This is a genomic window from Pseudomonas sp. BP11-1-1, from assembly GCF_052112105.1.
Lineage (GTDB): Bacteria > Pseudomonadota > Gammaproteobacteria > Pseudomonadales > Pseudomonadaceae > Aquipseudomonas > Aquipseudomonas alvandae.
Genome location: NZ_JAUTYU010000016.1, coordinates 86,699 through 111,255, shown reverse-complemented (window position 1 = coordinate 111,255; position 24,557 = coordinate 86,699). Strand labels below are relative to the sequence as shown.

The following is a 24,557-nucleotide window of genomic DNA, read 5'->3' as shown; positions in this document are numbered from 1 at the left end:
GCGATTATGTCGACTGACACGCCGCCTTCGCGAGCAAGCCCGCTCCCACAGGGTGTTGTGCAGGTCGAGCTGGCACAAAAAAGCCCCGGCAACCGTAAGGCTGCCGGGGCTTTGTCTGGCTCGCACCCGCTTACTGCTCGGCAGGCTTGCTCTGCCGCTTGTTGATCTCATCGATCAACCGCTTGGCCAGGGCCGGGTAGTTTTCATCGAAGTGGTGGCCGCCCGGCAATTTGATCGTCTCACCCACGGCGGTCTTGTCGGTGCAGCCACTTTCGTCGGCTTCTTCACCGCCGTAGATGCACACCACTTTCTCGGCGGGCAGCTTGGCCATTTCCGGGCCCGTGGCGGCTTCGGTGCCAGCGTTGCCGAGCCAGCCCTCGACCTCGATCTCGAAGCTGCCGGTACGGGCGAAGGCGAGCAGGATGATCGCATCGACCCGCTGTTGTTCGGTAGCGGGCAGGCGGTTGTAGATCGCCGGCAGCACATCGGCGCCGAAGGAGTAGCCGGTCAGGATGAAGCGCTTGGTGCCCCAGATCTGCCGGTAGTGCTGCATCAGTTCGGTCAGGTCGGTCGCGCTCTGTTCGGGGCTCTTGTGCTGCCAGTAGTAGCGCAGGGTGTCGATGCCGACCACCGGGTAGCCGATCTTGGCCATTTCGTCGGCCACGTCGCGGTCCAGGTCACGCCAGCCACCGTCACCGGAAAGGAACAGCGTCACGGTATCCCGCGTTTGGCTGGCAGGCACTTCCACCACCGGGATGCTCAAGCCGCCCTTGCCCTTTTCGGTACCGACCAGAATCTTGCGCAACTCGTTGTTCAGCACCTGCGGCAAGTTGATGTCGTAGTCGCTGATGCTGGTTTCGGCGTTGTGCTGGTCCCGCACGAAACCGGCACTGGTGTCGTCGGGGTTGTCGTTCCAGGCCACCAGCCAGCGACCGTGGGCGGCGCTTTTCGGCAGCAGGTGCGTGCAGCCGGGTTTTTCCAGGGCCAGGTCCACCGAAACGGCCTGGGCCTTGTCGTCCTTCTGTTCCGCCAACCAGCGCCAGGCCAGCACGGCGCCAGGGCCGATGCCGCTGACCAGCGTGGCCGGCCCATGAAGCTGTCTCAGGCCAGCCTGCAAGGCGCGGCCTTGCAACATGCAGTCCTTGGGCAAGATCACCTGGACGATCTCTGCCGAGCCGCTGCGGCTGAGGGTCGTCAGTTGGGTGTCGCTGAGCTTCTGGTCTTCATTGACCGCCACCAGCACATGGGCACGCGACTTGGTGCCAGGAATGACCCGGGTCATCGCCACGCCGTCGGCAGGCTCCAGTTGTTCCAGGGTCGGTTGCGGGGCGGGGCGGTTCCAGTACCAGTAGCCGCCACCAAGAATCACCGCCAGCACCAGCAGGCTGGCTACCAGGTATCGCCAAAAGCGTTGCGTCATCAGCGTTTCACCAATCCAGTCAGGCCGCCTGCAATCAGGGCGGCGGTATCGGCCAGCGCGACCAGCGGATCGAGTCCGGCGGGCACGGCCATGTAACGAGGTTCCCAGTCAGGCTGGAATTTGTCTTTGAAACGGCGCAGCCCCTGGAAATTGTAGAGCTGCTCGCCACGGCGAAACACCATCGAACCCAGGCGTTGGGTCAGCGGTGCGCCACGACGCGGTTGCAGGCCCGAGAGTGGGACCATGCCGAGGCTGAAGCGTGCGTAGTCATGGTTTTTATAATGTTGGATCAGGCCGACCATCATGAACTCCATGGTCAGTTTCGGGGCGTCGGGGTGGGCGCGCATCAGGTCGAGGCTGGCCAGTTCATGGCTGTGGGTTTCCAACAGGTTGGCGAACGCCACCGGCTTGCCCTCGAAACGAATCACCGCGATGCGGAAATGCTTGAGGTAGTCGTCGCTGAAGCGGCCCAGGGAAAACCCTTTTTCCCGTACGTTCTTGCCGGTCAGCCAGGCATCGGAAATGACCTTGAGCTCATCCATCGGCGCCTGCCCCGGCTCGTGGATCTCCAGCGACAGGCCATCCCGGGTGCCGCGGTTCCAGGTGTAACGCAGGTCCTTCATCTCCTTGCCCTTGGCCTCGAGGTCGAAACGCTTGAGGTTGACCCGCGCTTCTTCGCCCAGCTTGATCGCGGTCAGGCCGATGTCCATGTAGTACGGCAGGTTTTCGGCACGTACCTGATAAAACACCGGGCGAGCATGATGAATGTCGCAAAGGTCGCGGAACTGCCAGATCATTTCCGCCCGTTGCTGGGTCGGTCCGATCGGATCATACAGTGCCACCAGGCTGCGGCCGCGACGCGCGTACATCAGGAACGCTTCGTCGTTAGGGTGAAACAGCAGCGCCTTGTCACCGGTCAGGGCCAAGCCACCGTCCGGTTGCGAGGACGCCATGAGAATGGTCTTGGCACGCTCCAGCTCTTCCGCCGTGGGCTGATGGATCACGGGGCGCGCCGTGCGCAGCAGCCAGGTCAGGGAAACCACCACCAGCAGGACGGCGGCGCCCAACAACGAGCGCAGGCCTCGGGGGGCATCGGCATCCAGGGTGAACTGCCACCACAATTGGTGACTGTAGGGCACGTCCTGATAGGCAAACAGCAACAGCCAGATCGATGCGCCCAGCACGCAGAGGCTGGCGATAAGGAACAAAGGCGAAAACGGCAGTTCGGTCAGGCGACTCGGACGGTAGAAAGAGCGCCGGAACACTGCCAGCAGGGCAGCGGTCAGGGTCAGCAGCGTGGCTTCTTCCCAGTCAAAGCCCTTGAGCAGCGAGAGCAGGGCGCCCACCAGCAGCAAAACCGTGGTCAGCATCCAGGCGGCGGACAGGCGCCGGCGCAGGCCTTGGGCCAGCAACAGGCAGAGCACGCCCACCAGGCTCGCGCCGAAGTGCGAGGCGTCCACCAGTCGATGGGGAATCAGGAAGCCGATGTGCTCCAGGCGTGTGTCGATCTCGGGGGTGACACCGGAAAACAGCAGCACCACGCCAGACAGGAATACCAGTACGGCCAGGATCGGCGCCGCAAAACCTGACGCCGCACGCAGGGTCTGGCGCGTCTGGAACAGCCGTTGCGCCTCGTTGATCAGCAGCAGCACGCAGGCCACCAGCATCGGCAGCAGCACGTAGATCAAGCGATACAGCAACAGGGCGGCGGCAAGCGGTGCGGCGCCCAGCTTGTCGGCAAACGCGGCCAGCAGGATCGCCTCGAACACCCCGACGCCACCCGGCACATGGCTGAGTACGCCGGCGGCCAGCGCGAGCAGATACACCAGCAGGAATGGACCGAACGGTGGCGCTTCCGGCAACAGCAGATAAAGCACTGTGGCGGCCGCTGCGACATCCAGCGCCGTGATGACTAATTGCAGGAATGTCAGGCGCCGGCCCGGCAGGCGCAGCGTACGGCGACCGGCCTTGACCAGCAGGCTGTCCCGGTAGGGTTGCTCAGGCAACCGACGACGATAGATGCCAACGGCCAGCACGCTGGTGAGCAACAGGACCGCCACGGCGATCGAACCCAGCAAGACGGCGGGAAGGTGCAAGGCGGCAGACGCGGCGGGCAGGTTGCTCAGGGTTGCCAGCGCGGCCAAGGGGGGCAGCGCGCAGCCCAGGGACAGGCTGGCGAACAAGGTCATATGGGCGACGTCGGCTGCTCCCAGGCCATGCCGCGCATACAAGCGATAACGAACCGAGCCGCCCGACAGCAATGAGAGGCCGATGGCATTGCCAATGGCAAACGCAGTGAAACCGCCGAGGACCATGGTTTGAGGCGGCAGCGTTACGCCCGCGTAGCGGGTGGCGGACCATTCATAACCCAGCAGAATCACGAAGCCGGCGACGGTGGCGACAATTGCGCCGAGCAGCGCCGGCCTCGGCACGTCGAGGATCGAGTCATGCAAGGCGTAAAGATCGAGCTCGCTCAGGAGGTGGCGACAGGCGATCAACGCGATCGCAAACAGCAGCAGCGTGACGGCGAGACCGATAGGTTGGCGGTACTGGCTGATCCGGTCCAGCCAACGCAGTCGCTCGGCCTTGATCGGTTGTGTCGCAGTAACGGGGTCTTGCGGGTCAGACGAGTGGGCGCGCATCAATCACCTCTTGAGCTATGCGCGACAGGATGGGGGTATCCAGCCAAGTTACCAATCCCTGCGGCGGAAAATAATTACAAAATATTTGTAATGCGGCTTTTTCGACAGACACAAAAAAGGCCACTCTTTCGAGCAGCCTTTCTTGATATTTGGTTGCGGGAGCCGGATTTGAACCGACGACCTTCGGGTTATGAGCCCGACGAGCTACCAGACTGCTCCATCCCGCGTCTGTGTGGCGGCATTCTACAGGCGAACGCCAGAGTGTCAACCGTTAATAAGGCAAAGGGGCAAATTAACGGTCGTTCGCCTAAATGCTCGAAAAACAAAAGGAAATTGTCCTACAACTCAGGGCGCCTAGCGGCGACGTCTGTCGGTTGGTATAAAACTGGCGCCCACAAAAAAGGCCACTCTTTCGAGTAGCCTTTCTTGATGTTTGGTTGCGGGAGCCGGATTTGAACCGACGACCTTCGGGTTATGAGCCCGACGAGCTACCAGACTGCTCCATCCCGCGTCTGTGTGGCGGCATTCTACAGAGGATTGGCGCACTGTCAATCCCTTATCCGGAAAAACCTGTTCCGCTTCAATTGGTTAGCCTTCCGAAAGGTAATATGACAGCGCTGTGACGCACGGCTGGCAAGGGTTCGCGCTCTATTACCGGGTTCGGTGCGATTGAGGAAATAAATTTACGTAGGCTTTTTCCAGGTCTGCTGCAGGATATTTCAAACTACTGGTGCTATATACAGGTCCGAATGCGATACTGGCGCTCCGATTGGTCCCATATGCCGCTTCTTTTATGACGCAACGCAAAATCATCCACGTCGACTGCGACTGTTTCTATGCCGCTATCGAAATGCGCGATGATCCACGGCTGGCCGGCAAGCCCCTGGCAGTTGGCGGTTCGGCGGACCGGCGAGGCGTGATCGCTACTTGCAACTACGAAGCGCGGGCCTACGGCGTGCGTTCGGCCATGTCTTCCGGCCATGCCCTGAAACTCTGCCCTGACCTGACCATCGTCAAGCCGAGGATGGAGGCCTATCGGGAGGCGTCGAAGGAAATCCACACAATCTTCAGCGATTACACTGACCTGATCGAGCCGCTGTCCCTGGACGAGGCGTACCTGGACGTCTCCGCCAGCGCGCATTTTGGCGGCAGCGCCACGCGTATCGCCCAGGACATTCGTCGGCGTGTGTCCAATCAACTGCACATCACCGTCTCCGCAGGCGTCGCGCCGAACAAGTTTCTCGCCAAGATCGCCAGCGACTGGAAGAAACCCAACGGCTTGTTCGTCATAACCCCCGATCAGGTGGACGATTTCGTCTCGGCGCTACCAGTGAGCAAGCTCCACGGGGTCGGCAAGGTCACCGCCGATAAACTGAACAGGCTGGGTATCGTTGATTGCCTGCACTTGCGCCAATGGGACAAGCTCGCGCTGGTGCGCGAATTCGGCAGTTTCGGTGAGAGGCTCTGGAGTCTTGCCCGTGGGATCGACGAGCGCCTGGTGCAGAACGACAGCCGGCGACAGTCCATCAGTGTGGAAAACACTTACGACGTCGATTTGCCCGACTTGAAAAGCTGTCTCGACAAGCTGCCGGAGCTGATGCAGACCCTCAGTGGGCGGATGGCGCGGATCGACAGCAGTTACCGGCCGGGCAAGCCGTTCGTTAAAGTGAAATTCCATGACTTTACCCAGACCACCCTGGAGCAAGCAGGAGCAGGAGCAGGACGGGACTTGGGCAGTTACCAGTTGCTGTTGACCCAGGCATTCAACCGGGGCGGCAAGCCGGTGAGATTATTGGGGATAGGGGTACGGTTGGAGGATTTGCGGGGCGGGTTTGAGCAGTTGGAGTTGTTCGAGCGTTGAGCGCTCGCCAAAGGGTAACGCTGTTCATTAAGGTCCTCTGGACCCTTGTGGCGAGGGAGCTTGCTCCCGCTCGGCTGCGAAGCAGCCGTGAACCGGCGAGTGCGGTGTATCTGGAGCTCCGCATTCGGCAGTTTTTTGGGGGTCGCTTCGCGGCCCAGCGGGAGCAAGCTCCCTCGCCACGGGGGGAGCATCCGAACTGGAGTCAATTGGCGCCAGGATCCGCCACCAACCGCCCGCCATCCTTGGTCAAGGCTTTCATGAACTCGGTCTGCAGCTCCGGATCGTTGCGGGTCAGCTCGATCAGGCTCTGTTCCAGCTCGCTGGCTTCTTCTTCAAGCCCCAGTTCCGACAGGCGTTTGACCCGGTGGACCCACTGGCTCACTTCGTCATCTTCCAAATCGTCGTAGATCAGCCCATGGGCCTCCACCAACTTGCTGCGCAGCGTGCTGCTGATACTCAGGGATGAATCGGTGTGCACCTCGTCCTGGGCATCGGTCACGCTGATCTGCAATTTCCCGAATTGGCTCAGGTCATGTTCGGCGAAGGGGCTTTCCAGCAAGTTCAAGCGCAACACGCCATTGCGGTCTGTGCTCATCTCGAACGTCTGGCGAGCGGCTTTCACTTCGACCGGGCGCTCGCTCCAGGGCAGGCTCGAGTGTTCCGTGCGCTTGTCACGCTGGACTTCGTCGATACCGGCAAGGTTCTGTTGCGCCCGACCGTTGGAAGGTACGTTCATGAACGGGTTCAGCCCGGCGAAACCGTAGCTGATCCAGTCGCGGGTCGCGGAGTCGGGGAGGCTGCCCAAGGCGAATACGTTGACCACGTTCGCGCCGACGCCAGCGACCACCGCTACCGCGCCCAGCGGGATCTCGTAGATCTCCCGCCAAGGCTGGTAGGGCGTGTAGCGATCGTAGTGGCGGGTGACTTCGAATTCGGTGACTTCGAAAGTCTTCTGCTCATTGATCCGTACCCGACGCTGCGGCAGATCGAGCACCTTGGGTTCGCCCACATCGATCTGCAGGCTATGGTCGAGCAGCTTTCGCTCGATCCGTTCTTCGTGCTCGTTGCGTTGCGACATCTGGTTGGCGCAGCCGCTGACCAGCAGGGCGCCGCACAGTGCGGCGCCCCCGAGGCCTAAGGTGTTTCGCTTGAACATGACGTCTCTATCTGGTCTCAGCGGCGGATACGGGCCTGGAGGAAGGACAGCACGTCGGCGACCGGCAGCGCTTGCGGCTCGGCCTCGGTACGGCTCTTGTATTCCAGGTTGCCTTCGGCCAGGCCTCGGTCGCTGACCACGATCCGGTGCGGGATGCCGATCAGCTCCATGTCGGCGAACTTGATGCCGGGGCTGGTTTTCTTGTCGCGATCGTCCAGCAGCACCTCGAAGCCGGCGGCCGTCAATTCGGCGTAGAGCTTGTCGGTGGCTTCGCGAACCTGTTCGGTTTCATAACGCAGCGGCACCAGGGCGATCTGGAACGGCGCGAGTGTGTCGCTCCAGATGATCCCGTTCTCGTCGTTGTTCTGCTCGATGGCGGCGGCCACCACGCGGGACACGCCAATGCCATAGCAACCCATCTGCAGGGTGACTGGCTTGCCGTTCTCGCCCAGCACTTCGCATTTCATCGCCTTGCTGTACTTGTCGCCCAGCTGGAAGATGTGACCGACTTCGATGCCGCGCTTGATTTCCAGGGTGCCCTTGCCGTCCGGGCTTGGATCGCCGGCCACGACGTTGCGCAGGTCCGCGACGGTTGGAACCGGCAGGTCGCGCTCCCAGTTCACGCCGAAATAATGCTTGTCATCGATGTTGGCACCGATGGCGAAGTCGCTCATCAATTCCACGGAGCGGTCGATGATGATCGGCAGCGGCAGGTTCAGCGGGCCGAGGGAGCCGGCGCCAGCGCCGATGGCGTCGCGCAGCTCGGCATCGGTGGCCATGACCAGCGGGCTGGCGACGCCAGGCTGGTTGGCGGCCTTGATTTCATTCAGCTCATGATCGCCACGGATGATCAGGGCAATCAGCTTGCCTTCTTCTTCCGCACGCACGATCAGTGTCTTGATGGTGCGCTCGATGGGCAGGTTGTAGCCTTCCACCAATTGGGCAATGGTCTTGGTGTTCGGCGTGTCCACCAGGCGCAATTCTTCGGCCGGCGCGGCGCGGGATGTTTCCCGTGGCACGGCTTCGGCTTTCTCGATGTTTGCGGCGTAATCGGAGCCGTTGCTGAAGACAATGTCGTCTTCGCCGGATTCGGCCAGGACATGGAATTCATGCGAGCCGGCACCGCCGATGGAGCCGTTGTCGGCTTCTACAGGACGGAACTTCAGGCCCAGGCGAGTGAACACGTTGCAATACGCCTGGTGCATGCGGTCGTAAGTGACCTGCAACGATGCCAGGTCGGCATGGAACGAGTAGGAGTCCTTCATGATGAACTCGCGACCGCGCATCAGGCCGAAACGCGGACGGATCTCGTCACGGAACTTGGTCTGGATCTGGTACAGGTTGATCGGCAACTGCTTGTAGCTGCTCAACTCGTTGCGCATCAGGTCGGTGATCACTTCTTCGTGGGTCGGGCCTGCACAGAAGTCGCGACCATGACGGTCCTTGATGCGCAGCAGCTCGGGGCCGTATTCCTCCCAGCGCCCCGACTCCTGCCACAGCTCGGCCGGTTGGGTGCTCGGCATCAACACTTCCAGGGAGCCGGCGGCGTCCATCTCTTCGCGAACGATGGCTTCGACCTTGCGCATCACCCGCAGGCCCATCGGCAGCCAGGTGTACAGGCCGGAGGCGAGTTTGCGGATCATGCCGGCACGCAGCATCAGCTGATGGCTGATCACGACGGCGTCGGAAGGCGTTTCTTTCTGTGTGGCGAGCAAAAATTGACTGGTGCGCATGGTTGGCCGTTGTCGGTTGCTGATGACGAGAAGTGACGCAGCATTGTACGGGCGAGATGCCCTGGCGTACAGGCGCGTGGCCTGTTGCCGGATCCAGGCGCCGGTTTCTTCGGCGCCTGCTGAGCTTTCCTACGACTCTTGGGCGGGCCGGGTTGGCGTTGATTCCGGCTCCGACTCCGATTCTGGCGTCGGGCCTTGGCGACTATTTTCCTGGTACCAATGCAAGGCGATCAGGAGCAAGGTCGGCACGCCGAGCAGGGCGGTGATCAGGAAGAAATCGTGATAGCCGAATTTCTCCACCATCACCCCTGAGTAGCCGCCAATCAGGCGTGGCAGCAGCAGCATGATCGAGCTGAGCAGGGCATATTGGGTGGCCGAGAATTTCAGGTTGGTCAGGCTCGACAGGTAGGCGACGAATGCCGAGGTGGCCAGGCCTGAGCTGAAGTTGTCGAGGGAAATCGTGACAATCAGCATCTTCAGGTTCGGGCCCATGTCGGTGAGCATCAGGAACAGGATGTTGGTGGCGGCCGAGGAAACACCGCCGATGAACAGGATCGGCAGGATTCCGAAACGCACGATCAGCAGGCCGCCCATGCCGGCGCCGACCAGTGTCATGATCAGCCCGAAGATCTTGCTGACGCTGGCGATCTGGTCCTTGGTAAAGCCTTGGTCGATGTAGAACACATTGGCCATGACGCCCATGACCGTGTCGGACATCCGGTAGGTGGCGATCAGTCCCAGCAGCAGGAGCGCCTGCCAGCGGTAGCGCAGGATGAAGTCGTTGACGGGCGTCAGTACCGGCGCCAGGCCTCGACGCCCCATGGACGACAGGCACAGGGCGGTCAGGAGGATGTAGAGGATGGCCCGCAGGAACGCGCGATCTTCGAGCAGCAGGTCGAGCAGGCTGACGCCTTCGAACAATACGCTGGCGAAGTCAGTGTTGTAGAGCTGGGTGAACATCGCCGGAACCGAAACCAGCAGCACGATCAGCACGAAGACCGAGGCCAGTTGGTGAACGAAGGTATAGCGCCCGGCCTGTAACTGGGTGCGCAGCGGTACGGGGGGTTCGCGCATCAAGAGTGAAGTCAGCAAGGCTGGCACCATCAGCACGCCAAACAGAAGGTACGTTCCGGCCCAGGCCGAATGCTTGTAGCTGAACCCGGTGGAGCCAAACCCTTCGGCGAAGAACAGCGCGCCGGCCGTGGCGAGCAGTGCGGCGACCCGATAGCCAGACATATAGCTGGCGGCCAACGCGGCCTGGCGGGTGTCTTCGACGATTTCCAGGCGATAGGCATCGACGGCGATGTCCTGGGTGGCTGAGGCAAAGGCGACTATGACGGCAATCGCGATCAACCAGGACAGGTGCTTTTGCGGGTCGCAGAAGCTCATCCCGACCAGGCCGAGAATCACCAGGCCTTGGGAAAGCACCAACCATGAGCGCCGACGCCCCAGTTTGCCCAGCAACGGAAGGCGCCATTGGTCGAGCAACGGCGACCACACCCATTTGAAGGCATAGGCCAGGCCGATCAGGCTCGCGTAACCGATGGTCTCGCGGGCCACGCCGGCCTCGCGCAACCAGACCGAGAGTGTGGAAAACACCAGCATGTACGGCAAGCCGGCGGCGAAGCCAAGCAGCAACAGCACGAGCGTCGAAGGACTGGCATAGGCGGCGAGGGCGGCGCGCCAGGTTTTACGGGGCATGGGCTGGAGTCTGCCTCAAAAATTGCGAAAACAAAGCGCGCACTCTAACCGCTGTGCTCTACCGGGCGCCAGCCATGGCGCTGAATATCAACACGATTATTCAGGACACTGATCCCTTCCATGCGCAAGCGTGCGCGTTGTTCATCCCCCGAGGCGCTGCCCGCCGGCAGGCTGATCCGACCGCCGGCCGCCAGCACTCGATGCCAGGGCAGCTTGGTGTCGTTCGGCAATTGGCTGAGCGTGCGTCCGACCCAGCGGGCCGCGCGGCCCAGGCCGGCCATATCGGCAAGCTGACCATAAGTGACGACTTTGCCTTCCGGTACCTGCGCCAGGGTCAGGTAGAGCGTGGTTCGTCGGACTTGGGCTGGATTTTCGGGAGGCGCTGGGGTGTCAGTCACGGGGGTTGTTCCTGGAAATAGGTCCGTCTGTAGATTAATTCCTACGGATCGTGTTGATAAGTGAACTCATCACCCGTACGCGGGTCAGTCGTTGCTGAGGTGTCATCCTGGGGGATAATGCCGCCTTTTCACCGAAAACTTGAGCCCATTATCGCTTATGTTGTCCAGAACCCTGCTGTGCCTAGCTGTTACGAGCGCCTCCATGCCATTGCTTGCCGATACCGTCTGGTTGAAGAACGGCGACAAGCTCAGCGGCAAGATTACCGTTTTCGATGGCGGCAAACTGTTGATCCAGACCGATTACGCCGGCGCGGTCCCTATTGACTGGAAGCAGGTCAAGACACTTGAAAGCGACCAGCAATTGTTGGTCAAGCAGGACGCTTATTCTGGCGAAAAGGCCAAGGCCCTGCAGCCTGCGGAAGAGGGCAAGGTGACTTTGGCCAATGGTGATGCGCCCAAGACCGTTGAGCTGGCGAGTATCCAGCAGATCCTCAAGCCCAAGCCGGTGGTCGAGGACTTGGTCTGGAAAGGCAATATCGACGCCGCGCTGGATTACCAGCGCGCAGAAGCTGATACCGACGATTACGACATCGATTTCAAGACCTCTGCGCGCCACGGCAGGTGGCGGCACACTGCTGAAGGCGAGTACAACCGTGAATTCCAGGATGACGTGGTGTCGGCGGACAATTGGCGGCTGGAATACTCCCTCGACCGGTTTATCACCGACAAATGGTTCTGGCAAGGTCGCCTCAATTACAAGCGCGACAAAGTCGAAGACCTGGCCCGCCAGCGCGTAGTCGGTACCGGTCCGGGCTACCAATTCTGGGATGACGAGCTGGGAGCGTTCTCCCTGGGTTCGTTGCTCAACCGCACGGATTACGAATATCGCGATGGGGGCAAGGACAACTTCTATTCCGTCGCCATGAAGTGGGATTACAACCGCTACCTGATTGGCAAGCGCGTTGAGTTCTTCACCAATGGCGAGGTGGGCAAGCCGCTATCCGATGTCGCCGACTACGCCTATGACGCGGAAGTCGGGTTGCGCTACAAGGTGACCGACTGGGCGTCGCTCAACCTCAAGGCCGAGAAGGACGTGATCGAAGGGACTGAAGACAGCGACCTGAGCAAGACGCGCTACACGGCTGGGTTTGGCGTGACCTGGTAATCCCAGGCTAACCAACAAACCAATGTGGGAGCGAGCTCGCTCGCGATAGCGGTGGATCAGCAACATCTACGTTGACTGACAGATCGCTATCGCGAGCAAGCTCGCTCCCACAGTTTTTTTGTGCCTGAAAAATCGACAGGCACAAAAAAGCCCCGCTTTTAAGGGCGGGGCTTCTTACTAAAGCAAGGACAAGTTAGATAACTTGAACTTCTTCAGCTTGCATGCCTTTCTGACCGCGGGTAGCGATGAAAGAAACCTGTTGGCCTTCTTTCAGGCTTTTGAAGCCGTCGGATTGGATAGCTTTGAAGTGAACGAACAGGTCGTCACCGGATTGTGGAGTGATGAAGCCGAAGCCTTTTTCATCGTTGAACCACTTAACGGTACCGGTTTGGCGATTAGACATGGTGTAACTCCTTGAACAAAGATAACTGCGACTCAGGAAGAACCCTGGCCGAGACTGAGTGCAAAGAGCAGGAAAAATTCTTGTAGATGGTTGGATCGAAATTCAACATATCGTGTAGAGATTCTCAGTGACACAAGCAGCACAGTGACGCCACCTTAACCCTTTTTCCGGAACGTGCCAATGGTCTTTGCGAAGGTTTCTCGGTTTTAATGACTGACGGCAAGCGCGATGGCCGCCGGGGGCCGGAAATCAAGGTGGATCGCCGAGATTTGCGTCCCGCACTTTGAACCCGACCCGTGCCCCGGTAAGATGCCGGACAGTTTTTTTCCACCTCGCTATTCAGGAAACCCGCCATGAGCATCAAATCGGACAAGTGGATTCGCCGCATGGCGCAAGAGCACGGCATGATCGAGCCTTTCGTCGAGCGCCAGATGCGTGGCGAAGGCGCCGACCGGCTGATTTCCTTCGGCGTTTCCAGCTACGGCTACGATGTGCGCTGCGCCGATGAATTCAAGGTGTTCACCAACATCAATTCCGCCACCGTCGACCCGAAGAATTTCGACGAGAAGAGCTTCGTCGACATCAAGAGCGATGTTTGCATCATTCCACCGAACTCCTTTGCCCTGGCCCGCACCGTGGAGTATTTCCGCATTCCGCGCAACGTATTGACTATCTGCCTGGGCAAAAGCACCTATGCCCGCTGTGGCATCATCGTCAACGTGACGCCGTTGGAACCTGAGTGGGAAGGCCATGTGACGCTGGAGTTCTCCAACACCACCACCCTGCCGGCGAAGATCTATGCCAACGAGGGTGTGGCGCAGATGCTGTTCCTCGAATCCGACGAGGAGTGCGAAGTGTCCTACAAGGATCGGGGTGGTAAATACCAGGGCCAGCGCGGCGTGACACTGCCGCGTACCTGATTCTGACGAGCTGTTGGAATTCCTGAGCGGGCAGGCACTCTATGAAGTGTACTGCCCGTTTTTTTGCGTCAGCCCCAATGGGCCTTCGCTCAGGAGTAGCTCTATGAAGATCGATCCGCGAATCAGTGCCGAACTGGCAAGGCTTGAGCCCAATCAGATCGGCGTCCTGGCTTGGTCACTGCTGGCCCATCCTGTCGAAGCGGCGGGTGGGATTCCCGGTGACCCCGATCCTGATCCCAACCCCACGGAACCCACCGAACCCGGTGAGCCGACGCTTCCGGACGAGCCACCTCCTGCTCCCGTAGCCTGATCCGAATATGGCCCGTCAGATGAAGCGCAAATGCTTCAACTGACGGGCCATATTTCGTTGTCGCCGATGACAAAGATCTTGCAATCGTTCCCTTGCTCGACCCGATAGCCTCCCGTGAACGCGCCAAAGGCCGGCAGCAGGCTGATGTCGCTGCCGAGGCGAAAGCACGGCAGGCGCAGCCGCTGCCGACCTTTGCCACTGAGATGGTATACCGGGTGCACGTGGCCGGCCAGAACGTGCCGGCTCGAATGCGGGTGCGGTTCGTGTTGCACGGCGAAAGGACCCAGCAGCAGCGGCTCGGGGACGACGCGGATATTCAGGCCCGGCGGCGGGTCGCCGGCACGCTTGTCGTGATTGCCGCGTATGAGCGTCATGGCCAGGGACGGGTGTCGCGCACGCCAGTCCGCCAAGGCCCTTAAGGTTCCCGGTGCATGGGAGCCGGGCCCATGGAGAAAATCCCCAAGGAAAATCAGCAGTCGGCAGGGCAGGCTCGCCAGCAATGCATCGAGCGCCGCGATGTTGCTCGCTGTCGTGCCATGGGGAACCGGCTGGCCGAGGCTGCGGTACGCAGCGGCTTTGCCGAAATGTACATCCGCCACCATCAACGTTTCCTGGGCGGGCCAGTACAGGGCTTTTTGCGGGAGCAGCCAGAGCTCTTCCCCGGCGAGGTTGACGGGATAGGGCGCGGCCATCAGGCGGTCCCCCGATCGGCGGTTCTTTCCAGTTCGCTGACCATTCGGCGAATGCGGTCGGCGAGCTTTTCCGAACTCATGCTTTCGCGGAACCGCTCCACCAGCAATGGGAAACCCAGCGGGGTCGGGCGCTTGATGACATGCAGGTCGAGCTTCAAGGTATCGAGGCGTTCCAAGGTCTGCTCCAATCGGCGTATATCCAGTTCTTCGCGCAGGACTTCCTCGCCGGCCTGGGCCAGCAGCAGGTTGTCGGCGTCGTATTGCTTGAACACCTGGAAGAACAAGCCGCTGGACGCCTGGACTTGCCGAGTGCTCTTCGGCGCGCCGGGATAGCCGGCGAACACCAGCCCGGCGATCCGGGCGATCTCTCGGAAGCGGCGCAAGGCCAGTTCGCCGGCGTTCAGGCTGGCAAGGACGTCGTCCAGCAAGTGGTCGGTGCGCAACAGCGTCGGGTTCAGGTGTGCCGACCAATCCAGCTCGGTGGCGCTGAGCAATTCCAGGCCGTAGTCGTTGACCGCAATGGAAAACGTCACCGGTTGCCGTTGGCTGACGCGCCAGGCCAGCAAGCTGGCGAGTCCCAGGTGAACCTGGCGTCCGGCGAATGGATACAGGAACAAGTGCCAACCTTCCCGGGATTTGAGGGTTTCGGCCAGCAACGTGCCTTGCGTGGGCAAACCGGACCAGCGCAGTTGCGTGCTCAACATGGGCTGCGCCGCTTGCATTTCCGGGCCGTCGAAATGACCGGCGGCGGCTTCGCTCAGGCGCGCCACGACAGCTGCGGCGAGCTCGCTGGAAAGCGGCATGCGCCCACCGTTCCAGCGCGGTACGGCGGCTTTCTTCGCCTGGCTGCGCCGCACGTAGGCGGTCATGTCCTCCACCCGGACCAGCTCTAGCAGCCGGCCGGCAAACAGGAAACCATCGCCGGGCCGCAGGCGTGCGATGAAACCTTCTTCCACGCTGCCCAGGGTCTTGCCGCCACCGCCCTTGCTCCAGAACTTCAGTTGCAGGCTGGCGTCGCTGACGATGGTGCCGATGCTCATGCGATGACGCCTGGCCAGGCGGGCGTCGGGGACGCGCCAGATGCCGTGTTCGTCCGGTTCGACCCGTCGGTAGTCGGGGTAGGCCGTCAGCGACAACCCGCCGTGACGAACGAACGCCAGGGCCCAGGCCCATTCAGCCAGGTTCAGGTTGCGGTAGGCCCAGGCGCTACGGACCTCGTCGAACAGCTCATCGGGAGTGAAACCGCCGCCCAGGGCCATGCTGACCAGGTGCTGGACCAGGACATCCAAGGGTTTGTCGGGCGATTCCCGCGGTTCGATGCGTCGCTGTGCCGCGGCGTCCTGGGCAGCGGCAGCCTCGACGAGCTCCAGGCTATGGGTGGGCACCAGGGTTATCCGCGAGGTCCGTCCCGGCGCATGGCCGGAGCGCCCGGCGCGTTGCATCAGTCGCGCAACGCCTTTGGCCGAGCCGATCTGCATCACGCGTTCGACGGGAAGGAAATCCACGCCGAGGTCCAGGCTGGACGTGCACACGACGGCCTTGAGCTGGCCGTCCTTCAACGCTCGCTCCACCCAGTCGCGGGTATCACGGGACAACGAGCTGTGGTGCAGCGCAATCAGCCCGGCCCAATCCGGTCGCGCATCGAGAATGGCCTGGTACCAGATTTCCGATTGCGCGCGGGTGTTGGTGAAGACCAGGCAACTGCCGCTGGCGTCAATTTCGGCGACAACCTGAGGCAGCATTTTCAAGCCGATGTGCCCGGCCCATGGAAAGCGCTCGAGGGTCGGTGGCAACAGCGTATCGACCTGTAGGGCTTTGCCGTTGGCGCCCTGCACGCTGACCCCATTGCCTTGCGGGATAAGGACTTGCTCGGCGTGTGCCTGATTACCCAAGGTCGCGGATACGCCCCACACAATCAGCCCGGGATGCCAGCGTCGCAGGCGCGCCAACGCCAATTGCAACTGGACGCCACGCTTGTTGCCGAGCAGTTCGTGCCATTCATCCACCACGACCATGCGCAGGGTCGAGACGGCGGTTTGCGCATCGGCACGGGCCAGCATCAGCGTCAGGCTTTCCGGTGTGGTGATCAGCGCAGTGGGCAGGCGCCGGCCTTGGCGGGCGCGCTCGCTGGCGCTGGTGTCGCCAGTGCGCAGGCCGACGCTCCATGGGATTTGCAACGGCGTGAGCGGCGCTTCGAGGGCTTTGGCGGTGTCGGCGGCCAAGGCCCGCATGGGCGTGATCCACAAGACCGTCAACGGCTCGGCCGGCGGTTTGCGTTTGCGCGGCTTATCCGGCGGCGGCACTGAGCGCGCGAAACGATTGAGGGCGGCAAACCAGACGGCGTAGGTCTTGCCGGCGCCGGTGCTGGCATGCAGCAGCCCCGACTCGCCGCGCTTGACGGCGGCCCACACGTGTTTTTGAAAAGCGAACGGCTTCCAGCCCCGGGCGTCGAACCACTGTTTCGCGAAGTTGCTGGATGTCGCCATGGGTGCCGTGCATGCCCTGAAAGTCCTTCTTCAGAGACCACGGCGGCGGGTGAAAGGTTTTATGACTTGGTTGTGGCGGGCGCGCTGTTGTGGCGAGGGAGCTTGCTCCCGCTGGAGGCGCAGCCTCCCCAGCAGCGTGTCAGCCAAGGCCAGGGGGCCGCTTCAGCCCAGCGGGAGCAAGCTCCCTCGCCACGGGGGCGGGGAGTTATTTAAGATTGCCACTGAGGAATTGCTTGAGCCGTTCGCTCTTCGGATTGCCCAATACGTCTTCCGGCGCGCCTTCTTCTTCCACCAGGCCCTGGTGCAGGAACAGTACCTGGTTGGACACCTTGCGAGCGAAGCTCATTTCGTGGGTCACCATGATCATGGTCCGGCCTTCTTCGGCCAGGCCCTGGATGACCTTCAACACTTCGCCTACCAGTTCCGGGTCCAGGGCCGACGTCGGCTCGTCGAACAGCATGACTTCCGGCTCCATCGCCAATGCGCGGGCAATCGCGACGCGCTGTTGCTGGCCGCCGGAGAGGAACGCCGGGTATTGCTCGGCAACGCGGGCCGGCAGGCCGACCTTGTCGAGGTAGCGGCGGGCGCGGTCGTCGGCTTCCTGCTTGCTGACACCGAGTACCCGGCGCGGCGCCATGGTGATGTTTTCCAGCACCGTCATGTGGCTCCACAGGTTGAAGTGCTGGAACACCATGGCCAGGCGCGTGCGGATGCGCTGCAACTCGTCGGCGTCGGCCACGCGCATGCCGTGGTGATCCTTGATCATCTGGATCGACTGGCCGTCCAGGCTCATGGCGCCGTCGTTGGGTTGTTCGAGGAAATTGATGCAACGCAGGAAGGTACTTTTGCCCGAGCCGCTGGCGCCGATCAGGCTGATCACGTCGCCGGTCCTGGCCTTGAGCGAAACCCCTTTGAGCACCTCATGCTGGCCGTAGCTCTTGTGCAGGCCTTCAATGGTCAGTTTGTACATGGAGCAGGCATCCTCAAGGCGAAAGTAGGTAACCACTGCGGTAGGCTTCGGTCCCGGCGACATGGGCGATGACCATGCCGGCAGTGGCCATGCGACGCAGCGAGCGGGCGTATAGCAGCCCGGCATTACGGCAATGGACGGGGGTGACGGTGTCGTTGACCGGGTCGATGATCTCGGCGATCTGTTGCCCGGCCTCCATGTACTCGCCGGGCAGGGCGCTGTACACCAGCAGGCCGCCGACCGGCGTCGCCACCGGTTCGACGGCGGCCAACGGCGTGGCTGGGTAGGGCAGGTCGGGCAACGGCACCGGTTCGCCGTCGATGGCGCCGAAGCGGATCAGGTATTCGATCAAGGCCTGGCAGTCGAGGCTCGCCAGGCCATGGTTGACGTCACCCTGGCCGCGCAATTCGACGGTGACCGAAAAGCTTCCCAGGGGGATTTCGAATCGTTCTCCAAAACGCTCCTTGAGTTGCCACCAGAGCAGTGTGAAACACTCATCGAAGGATTGGCCGCCCGAGTCGGTGGCCAACAGGCTGGCCTCGGCACCGATGTAGCGTGCCAGCGGCTCGACCTGGGGCCAGGCTTCGGGCGTGGTGTAGAGGTGGGCCACGGCTTCGAAGTCGCAATGCAAGTCGAGCACCATGTCGGCGTCGCAGGCCAGTCGTTGCAGGACCAGGCGCTGGGATTGCAGTTGAGTGCCGGCGGTCTGCCGACTCAGGGCATCACGCAGGCTGGTGCGGATGAGCAACAGGTTGTGCTGCGGATCGTCGGTGAGCAGCTCTTCGATTTCGTTACCGATCTCTTCGCTCAGGTCGACGAAGCGGCGATTGAAATTCTGCCCACTCTCCAGTTCGTAGCGGCCCAGGGGCACATCCATCAATACCTGTTCAAGGCCGATGGGGTTGGCGACAGGCACCAGCACGATTTCGTACCGCAGGTGGCCGGACGCCTCGAGTTCGGCCAGGCGCTGCTTGAGGTGCCAGGCCACGAGCATGCCGGGCAGCTCATCGGCGTGCAGGGACGACTGGATATAGATTTTGCCCTCGGCTTTTTCCGGGCCGAAGTGGAAGCTGTGGATCTTGCGTGCGGTCCCCGGCAGCGGGGCCAGCAGGTCATGGATCTGGTGGCGCATTTACGTGTATGTCCTGGAACGGAAGCCTTAGTGGGTTGGGCCGAGAAAGGCCAGCCAGCGGCGTTCGGCGAGACGGAAGAGGCCCACCAGTGCAAACGTGACGGTCAGGTAGATCAACGCGGCGATCCCGAACGACTGGAACGTCAGGAATGTGGCCGAGTTGGCGTCTCGCGCGACTTTCAGTACATCGGGAACGGTAGCGGTGAACGCCACGGTCGTCGAGTGCAGCATCAGAATCACTTCGTTGCTGTAATACGGCAGTGAACGACGCAGGGCCGACGGCATGATCACGTAGGCGTAGAGCTTCCAGCCGGTCAAGCCGTAAGCCTTGGCCGCTTCGACCTCGCCATGGTTCATGCTGCGGATTGCCCCGGCAAAAATCTCCGTGGTGTACGCGCAAGTGTTCAAGGCGAAGGCCAGGATCGTGCAGTTCATCGCGTCGCGAAAGAAACTGTCGAGCACGGGTTGGGCGCGTACCGCCTCGATGCTGTAGATGCCGGTGTAGCAGATCAGCAGTTGGATGTAGAGCGGCGTGCCACGGAACAGGTAGGTATAGAACTGCACGGGCCAGCGGACGTAGAACTTGGATGAAACCCGGGCGATGGACAGCGGGATCGACACCACGAAGCCGATCAGCAACGAAGCGCTGAGCAGCCACAGGGTCATCGCCAGGCCCGTGATGTGGACGCCGTCGCTGTAGAGGAACGGTCGCCAGTATTCCTGCAGGAGTTCGATCATCGCACGGCCTCCCGGGCTCCGGCGGCGTAGCGGCGTTCGAGCCAGCGCAGGATGACATTGGATGCGCTGGTGATCAGCAGGTAGATCAACGCTGCCAGCACCAGGAAGTAGAACAGCTGGTAGGTGCTCTTGCCCGCGTCCTGTGCCGCCTTGACCAGGTCGGCCAGGCCGATGATCGACACCAGTGCGGTGGCCTTGAGCATCACCATCCAATTGTTGCCGATGCCCGGCAGGGCAAAGCGCATCATTTGCGGGAACACCACGTAGCGGAAACGCTGGCCACGCTTGAGGCCATAAGCCGTGGCCGCTTCGACCTGCCCGCGAGGCACCGCGAGGATCGCGCCGCGAAAGGTTTCGGTGAAGTACGCGCCATAAATGAAGCCCAGGGTGATGACCCCAGCGCCGAATGGGTTGATCTCGATGTATTCCCATTCCATGAAATCAGTAAAAGAAGTCAGCCAGGTTTGCAGGCTGTAGAAGATCAGCAGCATCAGCACCAGGTCGGGTACGCCGCGAATCAGCGTGGTGTAGAGCTGGGCTGGAATACGCAGCAGCTTGACGCTGGACAACTTGGCGCTGGCGCCCAGCAGGCCGAGCAAGACGCTTAACAGCAACGACAGGGCAGAGAGCTTGATCGTCATCCAGGTGCCTTGCATCAGCAGCGGGCCGAAGCCCTGCAGGCTGAAGGCCGAGAGCCCCAGATTTTGTAGGAGTTGTTCGAACATGGAAGGTGCCTTTGGCAGAAAAAAAGTGCCCACCCGAAACCGGGTGGGCACCGCACATTATTTGCCGCTGTACAGATTCAGATCGCCAAAGTGTTTTTTCTGGATTTCGGCGTACTTGCCGTCGTCGTGTAACGCTTTGATACCTTTATCCAAAAGTGCCTTCAGCTCTTTGTTACCTTTCTTGATACCGATAGCGGTCTTGGATGGCAGCAGTTCGCTGTCCACCGGCTTGCTGACTTCATAGCCTTCGCCTTTTGGCGATTTCAGGAAGCCCAGTTCGGCCTGGAGCATGTCCTGGATCGCGGCGTCGAGGCGGCCGGAGGTCAGGTCGGCGTAGACTTGGTCCTGGTTCTGGTAGGCCTGGGTCTTGACGCCGGCCTTGTCCAGCACGGCCTTGGCGTAGGCTTCCTGGATGGTGCCTTGCTCGTAGCCGACGGTCTTGCCCTTGAGCGAGGCAACATCTTCGCTCAGGCCCGAACCTTTCTTGAATACATAAGCCGTTGGGCCGGAGAACAGCTCGCTGGAGAAGTCGATGGCTTTTTCGCGGGCTGGGGTCACCGTCATGGACGAGATCACACCGTCGAATTTATTGGCCTTGAGGCCCGGGATCATGCCGTCGAAATCGCTTTCGACCCATTTGCATTTGACCTTCAGTTCTTCGCAGATCGCGTTGCCCAGGTCGATGTCGAAACCGACCAGGCTGCCGTCGGCGGCCTTGGATTCGAACGGGGCGTAGGACGGGTCGACACCAAAACGCAGTTCCTTGTATTCCTTGGCCGTGGCAGCGCCAGCAGCCATGCACAATGCCAGTGCAGAAAGGGTCAGCAGTGCTTTTTTCATTATCGAGTCCCTAAAACCAATTTGAGCGCTTGTGGCGCGTTGGATTGTTACCGGTGAAGGTCTGAACGGTATGACGGCATAAAGGTAGCAATTTCCGAACCATAGTGCCGAACAAGTGTTTTAAAAGCACTGGCGGCGGGTGACGGAACGCGATGGTGCGCGAGGGGGAGCGTACATCAAAAAGCGCACCGGGATGGAGCGTGCTGTTCGTTGGCTCTGCGCTTTTGTGGCGAGGGAGCTTGCTCCCGCTGGAGGCGCAGCCTCCCCACGCGGTGTGGCATACAGAACCAGAGGGCCGCTTCGCGCTGGAGCGCCAGCCCGGCCCAGCGGGAGCAAGCTCCCTCGCCACAAAGGGAGCGGTGTTATTTCAGCAGGTCCTGAAGTGTTGCCAGGGTGTCGGCCTCTTCGACGGTTTTATCCTGGCGCCAACGCAACATCCGTGGAAAGCGCACCGCGATCCCGCTCTTGTGGCGCTTGGACAAGGCGATGCCTTCGAAGCCCAATTCGAACACCAGGGTCGGCGTGACGCTGCTCACCGGGCCGAATTTTTCTACCGTGGTCTTGCGCACGATGCTGTCGACCTGGCGCATTTCCGCATCGGTCAGCCCTGAATAGGCCTTGGCGAACGGCACCAGGGTGCGCTCACGACTGCCCGGCGGGTTGTCCCACACGGCGAAGGTGTAGTCGCTGTACAGGCTGGCGCGTCGGCCATGGCCGCGTTGGGCATAGATCAATACCGCATCGACGCTGAACGGGTCGATTTTCCACTTCCACCACACCCCCATGTCTTTGGTCCGGCCCACCCCATACAGGGCGTTACGGGCCTTGAGCATCATGCCTTCGACGCCCAGGCTACGGGAGGCTTCGCGCTGGTGGGCGAGGTCGAGCCAGTCCCGGCCGGTCACGACGGGCGACGGCAACAACACCGGGCTGTGGCAGCGGGCGACCAGGGTTTCCAGCTGCTCGCGGCGCTCGGCCTGGGGCCGGCTGCGCCAGTCCTCGCCTTGCCATTCCAGCAGGTCGTAGGCCATCACCACCACGGGGGCGTCTTCAAGGATTTTCTTGCCCAGGGTCTTGCGACCGATACGTTGCTGCAACAAGGCGAAGGGCTGCACCGCCGGTTGTAGCGGCGCCTCCGGGTCGAAGGCGTCCTCGGTGACTGATTGCGGGGCTTTCCAGACCACGATTTCGCCATCGATCACCGTACCGTCGGGCAACGCCTGGGCCAGGGGATGCAATTCCGGAAAGCGTTCAGTCACCAAGTCCTCGCCTCGCGACCACACCCACAAATGTCCGTCGCGCTTGATCACCTGGGCGCGGATCCCGTCCCATTTCCATTCCACCTGCCAATCACTGGCCGGCCCCAGCAGTGAGTCGAATTGATCCACTGGCGCAGACAACGCATGGGCCAGGAAGAACGGATAAGGCTGGCCGCCGCGCTGGGCATGTTCGTCAGCGGATTCGATAGCGATCAGCTTGAGATAGCTGGCCGCTGTCGGTCGATGGGACAAATCGGTGTAGCCCACCAGCCGCTGAGCCACCCGTTTGCTGTCCAGGCCGGCCATGGCGGCGAGCGCCCGGGTCACCAACAGCTTGGACACGCCGACGCGGAAACTGCCGGTGATGAGTTTGATGCACAGCATCAGGCTTGGTCGGTCGAGCTGCGACCATAGCACCGGCAGTCGTTCGGCCAGTACTTCAGGCGACTCGCCGCGTAACGGCAGCAGCTTTTCTTCGATCCACCGCGCCAGGCCTTCGTCGGAACTGTGGGGCGACTCCGGCAACACCAGCGAGATGGTTTCGGCCAGGTCGCCCACGGCCTGGTAACTTTCCTCGAACAGCCACAACGACAAGCCGGACACCTGGACCGCCACCTCCCGAAGGATTTTCACTGGCACCAATTGCCGTGGCCGGCCGCCGGACAGGAAATACACCGCCCAGGCGGCGTCCTCGGCTGGCGCCTTGGCGAAATAATTCTGCATGGCGGCCAGCTTGGCGTTGCTGGAAGTGGTGGCGTCCAGTTCGGCGTACAGCTCGGCAAAGGCTTTCATGAAGCCTCCTCACCTGTGCCGACCGCCGAGGCGGCGTCTTCTTCATCGTCGCCGTACTCCGTGGTGAAGCCTTGGGCGTCGAGGCCTTGCTCGCGCAGGTGGCGCACCAGCACGGCAACCGACCCATGGGTCACCATGACCCGCTCCGCACCGGTCTGTTCAATCGCCCAGAGCAGGCCTGGCCAGTCGGCGTGGTCGGACAATACGAAGCCCCGGTCCACGCCACGGCGCCGACGCGTACCGCGCAAGCGCATCCAGCCGCTGGCAAACGCATCGCTGTAATCGCCGAACCGACGCATCCAGGTGCTGCCGCCGGCGGAGGGCGGGGCGATGACCAGGGCCTGGCCCATGATCGGATCGTTCTTTTTGACGTCGCCGGCGTAGAGCGTTGGCGGCAAATGCACCCCGGCTTCGCGATAGACCCGGTTTAGCGGCTCCACCGCACCGTGGGCGAGGATCGGCCCGAGGCTTGCGTCGATGCCATGGAGAATTCGCTGGGCCTTGCCGAAGGAATAGCAGAGCAACACGCTGGCCCGGCCAGCGGCAATGTTTTCGCGCCACCACTGGTTGATCTCATCGAAGACCTGTGCCTGGGGTTGCCAGCGATAGATCGGCAGGCCGAAGGTGGATTCGGTAATGAACGTATGACATTTCACTGGTTCGAACGGCGCACAGGTGCCGTCGGGCTCGACCTTGTAGTCGCCGGACGCCACCCACACTTCGCCTTGATACTCCAGCCGCACCTGGGCTGAGCCCAGCACATGGCCTGCAGGGTGAAAGCTCAAGGTGACGCCGTGATGTTGCAGGCGCTCGCCGTAGGGCAGGATTTGCAGATTGATGTCCTGGCCCAGTCGGGAGCGCAGGATGCCTTCGCCGGGTGCCGCTGCCAGGTAGTGCTGGTTGCCGCCGCGCGCATGGTCACCGTGGGCGTGGGTAATGACCGAACGTTCCACTGGGCGCCAGGGATCGATGTAGAAATCTCCCGGCGGACAATACAGGCCTTCGGGGCGGGCAATGACAAGATCCATGCGGTTACCGGGGCGATGGGCTTGTCTGGTAGAGGTGGGGGCGAGGGGAGAAGTTCGATTGGGTTTCGGTGGGGAACAAGCGACAGCATGGGCAACTGTGGCGAGGGGATTCATCCCCGTTGGGCTGCGAAGCAGACCTCGAGACACCCAGCCCATTTTTGATACACCGAATGGTCTGGCTTTAGG

The 24,557-nt window shown here is 61.6% G+C and carries 20 protein-coding genes and 2 tRNA genes; 4 read left to right on the top strand and 18 right to left on the bottom strand.

Going from position 1 to position 24,557, the window contains the following annotated elements:
• Positions 1–130: 130 nt before the first annotated feature.
• From Q7C33_RS23575 to Q7C33_RS23560, 4 genes are all read right to left on the bottom strand, one after another.
• On the bottom strand, positions 131–1,420 hold the full coding sequence (locus tag Q7C33_RS23575; RefSeq protein ID WP_407684235.1) for a virulence factor family protein: 1,290 nt from the start codon (positions 1,418–1,420) through the stop codon (positions 131–133).
• Positions 1,420–4,062: a bifunctional lysylphosphatidylglycerol flippase/synthetase MprF gene (mprF, locus tag Q7C33_RS23570; RefSeq protein ID WP_407684234.1), complete on the bottom strand. Its 2,643-nt coding sequence runs from the start codon at positions 4,060–4,062 to the stop codon at positions 1,420–1,422. The genes Q7C33_RS23575 and mprF overlap by 1 nt, the downstream gene beginning before the upstream one ends.
• A gap of 150 nt (positions 4,063–4,212) precedes the next feature.
• Positions 4,213–4,289: transfer RNA gene (locus Q7C33_RS23565), tRNA-Met, on the bottom strand.
• Between the two features lie 207 nt (positions 4,290–4,496).
• A tRNA-Met gene (locus tag Q7C33_RS23560) sits at positions 4,497–4,573 on the bottom strand.
• 282 nt (positions 4,574–4,855) lie between these two features.
• Here Q7C33_RS23560 and dinB point away from each other — a divergent pair.
• The gene (dinB, locus tag Q7C33_RS23555) at positions 4,856–5,923 is read left to right on the top strand and encodes a DNA polymerase IV (RefSeq protein ID WP_407684233.1); all 1,068 of its coding nucleotides are present in this window, start codon (positions 4,856–4,858) and stop codon (positions 5,921–5,923) included.
• Positions 5,924–6,125: 202 nt separating this feature from the next.
• On the opposite strand, the gene Q7C33_RS23550 is transcribed toward dinB, so the two are convergent.
• From Q7C33_RS23550 to Q7C33_RS23535, 4 genes are all read right to left on the bottom strand, one after another.
• A complete protein-coding gene (locus Q7C33_RS23550; protein ID WP_030139423.1) occupies positions 6,126–7,079 on the bottom strand; it encodes a hypothetical protein in 954 nt (317 codons plus the stop codon).
• Between the two features lie 17 nt (positions 7,080–7,096).
• Positions 7,097–8,812: a proline--tRNA ligase gene (locus tag Q7C33_RS23545; protein ID WP_030139422.1), complete on the bottom strand. Its 1,716-nt coding sequence runs from the start codon at positions 8,810–8,812 to the stop codon at positions 7,097–7,099.
• A 129-nt stretch (positions 8,813–8,941) separates the two neighbouring features.
• A complete protein-coding gene (locus tag Q7C33_RS23540) occupies positions 8,942–10,513 on the bottom strand; it encodes an AmpG family muropeptide MFS transporter (RefSeq protein ID WP_030139421.1) in 1,572 nt (523 codons plus the stop codon).
• 44 nt (positions 10,514–10,557) lie between these two features.
• Positions 10,558–10,911, bottom strand: coding sequence for an MGMT family protein (locus Q7C33_RS23535; protein WP_198797658.1), 354 nt, complete (start codon positions 10,909–10,911; stop codon positions 10,558–10,560).
• 157 nt (positions 10,912–11,068) lie between these two features.
• On the opposite strand from Q7C33_RS23535, the gene Q7C33_RS23530 reads away from it, so the two are divergent.
• Entirely contained in the window at positions 11,069–12,076 is a 1,008-nt protein-coding gene (locus Q7C33_RS23530; protein ID WP_198797659.1) for a DUF481 domain-containing protein, read from the top strand.
• Positions 12,077–12,269: 193 nt separating this feature from the next.
• On the opposite strand, the gene Q7C33_RS23525 is transcribed toward Q7C33_RS23530, so the two are convergent.
• Entirely contained in the window at positions 12,270–12,479 is a 210-nt protein-coding gene (locus Q7C33_RS23525) for a cold-shock protein (RefSeq protein WP_002554837.1), read from the bottom strand.
• Positions 12,480–12,832: 353 nt separating this feature from the next.
• Here Q7C33_RS23525 and dcd point away from each other — a divergent pair, with 353 nt between their 5' ends.
• Both dcd and Q7C33_RS23515 read left to right on the top strand, forming a co-directional pair.
• Complete coding sequence (gene dcd, locus Q7C33_RS23520) at positions 12,833–13,399, top strand: dCTP deaminase (protein WP_017126297.1); 567 nt, start codon at positions 12,833–12,835, stop codon at positions 13,397–13,399.
• A 103-nt stretch (positions 13,400–13,502) separates the two neighbouring features.
• Positions 13,503–13,709, top strand: a complete 207-nt coding sequence (locus Q7C33_RS23515) for a hypothetical protein (protein WP_030139418.1) — start codon at positions 13,503–13,505, stop codon at positions 13,707–13,709.
• Between the two features lie 35 nt (positions 13,710–13,744).
• On the opposite strand, the gene pdeM is transcribed toward Q7C33_RS23515, so the two are convergent.
• The 9 genes from pdeM to Q7C33_RS23470 form a co-directional block, all read right to left on the bottom strand.
• On the bottom strand, positions 13,745–14,401 hold the full coding sequence (gene pdeM / locus Q7C33_RS23510) for a ligase-associated DNA damage response endonuclease PdeM (RefSeq protein ID WP_030139417.1): 657 nt from the start codon (positions 14,399–14,401) through the stop codon (positions 13,745–13,747).
• The gene (locus tag Q7C33_RS23505; protein ID WP_030139416.1) at positions 14,401–16,887 is read right to left on the bottom strand and encodes a ligase-associated DNA damage response DEXH box helicase; all 2,487 of its coding nucleotides are present in this window, start codon (positions 16,885–16,887) and stop codon (positions 14,401–14,403) included. The genes pdeM and Q7C33_RS23505 overlap by 1 nt, the downstream gene beginning before the upstream one ends.
• Before the next feature lie 205 nt (positions 16,888–17,092).
• Positions 17,093–17,857: an ABC transporter ATP-binding protein gene (locus Q7C33_RS23500; RefSeq protein WP_181289279.1), complete on the bottom strand. Its 765-nt coding sequence runs from the start codon at positions 17,855–17,857 to the stop codon at positions 17,093–17,095.
• A gap of 13 nt (positions 17,858–17,870) precedes the next feature.
• A complete protein-coding gene (locus Q7C33_RS23495; protein WP_258648176.1) occupies positions 17,871–18,989 on the bottom strand; it encodes a succinylglutamate desuccinylase/aspartoacylase family protein in 1,119 nt (372 codons plus the stop codon).
• 27 nt (positions 18,990–19,016) lie between these two features.
• Positions 19,017–19,727, bottom strand: a complete 711-nt coding sequence (locus tag Q7C33_RS23490; protein ID WP_198797661.1) for an ABC transporter permease — start codon at positions 19,725–19,727, stop codon at positions 19,017–19,019.
• Positions 19,724–20,452 carry an ABC transporter permease gene (locus Q7C33_RS23485; protein WP_198797662.1) on the bottom strand — a complete coding sequence of 243 codons (729 nt, stop codon included), beginning with the start codon at positions 20,450–20,452 and terminating at the stop codon, positions 19,724–19,726. The genes Q7C33_RS23490 and Q7C33_RS23485 overlap by 4 nt, the downstream gene beginning before the upstream one ends.
• A gap of 57 nt (positions 20,453–20,509) precedes the next feature.
• Positions 20,510–21,292, bottom strand: coding sequence for a transporter substrate-binding domain-containing protein (locus tag Q7C33_RS23480; RefSeq protein ID WP_198797663.1), 783 nt, complete (start codon positions 21,290–21,292; stop codon positions 20,510–20,512).
• Positions 21,293–21,654: 362 nt separating this feature from the next.
• Complete coding sequence (locus Q7C33_RS23475; protein WP_030139410.1) at positions 21,655–23,343, bottom strand: ATP-dependent DNA ligase; 1,689 nt, start codon at positions 23,341–23,343, stop codon at positions 21,655–21,657.
• On the bottom strand, positions 23,340–24,371 hold the full coding sequence (locus Q7C33_RS23470; protein ID WP_030139409.1) for a ligase-associated DNA damage response exonuclease: 1,032 nt from the start codon (positions 24,369–24,371) through the stop codon (positions 23,340–23,342). Before Q7C33_RS23470 ends, Q7C33_RS23475 begins: the two co-directional genes overlap by 4 nt.
• Positions 24,372–24,557 lie beyond the last annotated feature (186 nt).

Coding starts and splice junctions, on each gene's coding strand:
- pdeM (WP_030139417.1), bottom strand. CDS start 14,401: ATGGCCGCGCCCTATCCCGTCAACCTCGCCGGGGAAGAGCTCTGGCTG.
- dinB (WP_407684233.1), top strand. CDS start 4,856: ATGACGCAACGCAAAATCATCCACGTCGACTGCGACTGTTTCTATGCC.
- Q7C33_RS23490 (WP_198797661.1), bottom strand. CDS start 19,727: ATGATCGAACTCCTGCAGGAATACTGGCGACCGTTCCTCTACAGCGAC.
- Q7C33_RS23530 (WP_198797659.1), top strand. CDS start 11,069: ATGTTGTCCAGAACCCTGCTGTGCCTAGCTGTTACGAGCGCCTCCATG.
- dcd (WP_017126297.1), top strand. CDS start 12,833: ATGAGCATCAAATCGGACAAGTGGATTCGCCGCATGGCGCAAGAGCAC.
- Q7C33_RS23475 (WP_030139410.1), bottom strand. CDS start 23,343: ATGAAAGCCTTTGCCGAGCTGTACGCCGAACTGGACGCCACCACTTCC.
- Q7C33_RS23525 (WP_002554837.1), bottom strand. CDS start 12,479: ATGTCTAATCGCCAAACCGGTACCGTTAAGTGGTTCAACGATGAAAAA.
- Q7C33_RS23505 (WP_030139416.1), bottom strand. CDS start 16,887: ATGGCGACATCCAGCAACTTCGCGAAACAGTGGTTCGACGCCCGGGGC.
- Q7C33_RS23500 (WP_181289279.1), bottom strand. CDS start 17,857: ATGTACAAACTGACCATTGAAGGCCTGCACAAGAGCTACGGCCAGCAT.
- Q7C33_RS23545 (WP_030139422.1), bottom strand. CDS start 8,812: ATGCGCACCAGTCAATTTTTGCTCGCCACACAGAAAGAAACGCCTTCC.
- Q7C33_RS23550 (WP_030139423.1), bottom strand. CDS start 7,079: ATGTTCAAGCGAAACACCTTAGGCCTCGGGGGCGCCGCACTGTGCGGC.
- Q7C33_RS23495 (WP_258648176.1), bottom strand. CDS start 18,989: ATGCGCCACCAGATCCATGACCTGCTGGCCCCGCTGCCGGGGACCGCA.
- Q7C33_RS23515 (WP_030139418.1), top strand. CDS start 13,503: ATGAAGATCGATCCGCGAATCAGTGCCGAACTGGCAAGGCTTGAGCCC.
- Q7C33_RS23575 (WP_407684235.1), bottom strand. CDS start 1,420: ATGACGCAACGCTTTTGGCGATACCTGGTAGCCAGCCTGCTGGTGCTG.
- Q7C33_RS23485 (WP_198797662.1), bottom strand. CDS start 20,452: ATGTTCGAACAACTCCTACAAAATCTGGGGCTCTCGGCCTTCAGCCTG.
- Q7C33_RS23470 (WP_030139409.1), bottom strand. CDS start 24,371: ATGGATCTTGTCATTGCCCGCCCCGAAGGCCTGTATTGTCCGCCGGGA.
- mprF (WP_407684234.1), bottom strand. CDS start 4,062: ATGCGCGCCCACTCGTCTGACCCGCAAGACCCCGTTACTGCGACACAA.
- Q7C33_RS23540 (WP_030139421.1), bottom strand. CDS start 10,513: ATGCCCCGTAAAACCTGGCGCGCCGCCCTCGCCGCCTATGCCAGTCCT.
- Q7C33_RS23480 (WP_198797663.1), bottom strand. CDS start 21,292: ATGAAAAAAGCACTGCTGACCCTTTCTGCACTGGCATTGTGCATGGCT.